Origin of the sequence: Terrisporobacter sp., from assembly GCF_017888745.1 — a bacterium.
Taxonomy (GTDB): domain Bacteria; phylum Bacillota; class Clostridia; order Peptostreptococcales; family Peptostreptococcaceae; genus Terrisporobacter.
This window is the reverse complement of sequence record NZ_JAGHFM010000393.1, coordinates 1-1,397: the sequence shown is the minus strand read 5'-3', so window position 1 is coordinate 1,397 and position 1,397 is coordinate 1. Positions and strand designations below refer to the sequence as shown.

General features: G+C 32.9%; 1 protein-coding gene. It reads right to left on the bottom strand.

Translation table 11 applies throughout. The features are described from left to right. Positions 1 to 27: 27 nt before the first annotated feature. Positions 28 to 1,397 (bottom strand): [FeFe] hydrogenase, group A (locus J7G74_RS16360; RefSeq protein ID WP_297137359.1); only part of this gene is annotated, 1,370 nt, incomplete at its 5' end.

Here is a 1,397-nt window from a genome sequence, read left to right as displayed (position 1 = left end):
TAATATTTAACATCAAATGTAAAAAGTTTACATCTCATTATTCTTATTTATATTGAAATCACCCTTTGGTCTTGCAAAATATCTAGTATGAAGTAATTCATGTGCTTTATGACTTAAAGGATAATCTAAATAGTTATCATATATAGCACGAACTGCAGGATTTTCTTTTGAAACTCTCATCTCTTTACTTCTATCTATATTATTTAATCCTTCTCCTCTATTTTTTATAACTTCATCTTTATTTTTTCTGACCTTAGGTTGACCACCACCACCTATACATCCACCTGGACACGCCATAATTTCTATAGCATGATAAAATTCTTCTCCACTTCTTATCTTATCAAGCATTTTCCCTGCTTCTTCTAAACCATGAGTAACTCCTATTTTAAGTTTTATATCACCAACATTCACTTCACAGGATCTAAATCCATCCCATCCTCTAAGAGATTCAAACTCTATTTTATCAAGTCTATTACCTGTCATATTTTCTAAAGCAGTTCTTAATGCTGATTCTATAACACCACCAGTTCTACCAAATATAATTCCTGCACCTGTATATTCTCCTAATATTTGATCAATTTCTTCATCTTCAAGTTCTTTTAAGTCAATTCCTGAATCTTGGAAAATTTTTATTAATTCCCTAGTTGTTATAACATAATCTACATCGTAGTTAAGCCCACGAGAAAACTCTGGTCTTGAAGCTTCATATTTTTTAGCAACACAAGGCATTATAGCAACAGAAGTTACTTCATCTCTTTTTAGGCCTTTTTCTTTTGCCCAAATATCTTTTGCCACTGTGGCAAACATCTGCATAGGTGATTTGGCAGTAGATGGAACATCTAGCATATCTCCATAGTTTTGTTCTATAAATTTTACCCAAGCAGGACAACACGATGTAAGTATAGGAAGTTTAACATCCTTATCCCCTGCGAAATATCTTTCCAATCTTTCTTGTAACTCCGCTGCTTCTTCCATTATTGTTAAATCAGCTGCCCAAGTTGTATCAAATACATAGTCTACCCCTAACTTTCTAAGTCCTGCTGCAAGTTTTTTCTCTACATTATCACCAGGTCCAAATCCAAAAGCTTCTCCTATTGTAACCCTAACAGCAGGTGCCATTTGAGTAATAACAAGTTTATTTGGTGTAGTTAAATCTCTTATAAATTTTAAAGTGTTATCTCCAGCAGTTATGGCATCTACTGGACAAGCAGATATACATCTTCCACAATGTGTACATCTAGTATAGTCAATATAATGTCTTTTTTTGCGTTCTCCAGATATACAACTTACTGGACAAACTCTGGCACAAGCACCACATCCTATACATTTTGTTGTTATGGTAAGTTTTATTAAATTATTACATTGCATTGTATAACATTTATTATCTTCTATATGTT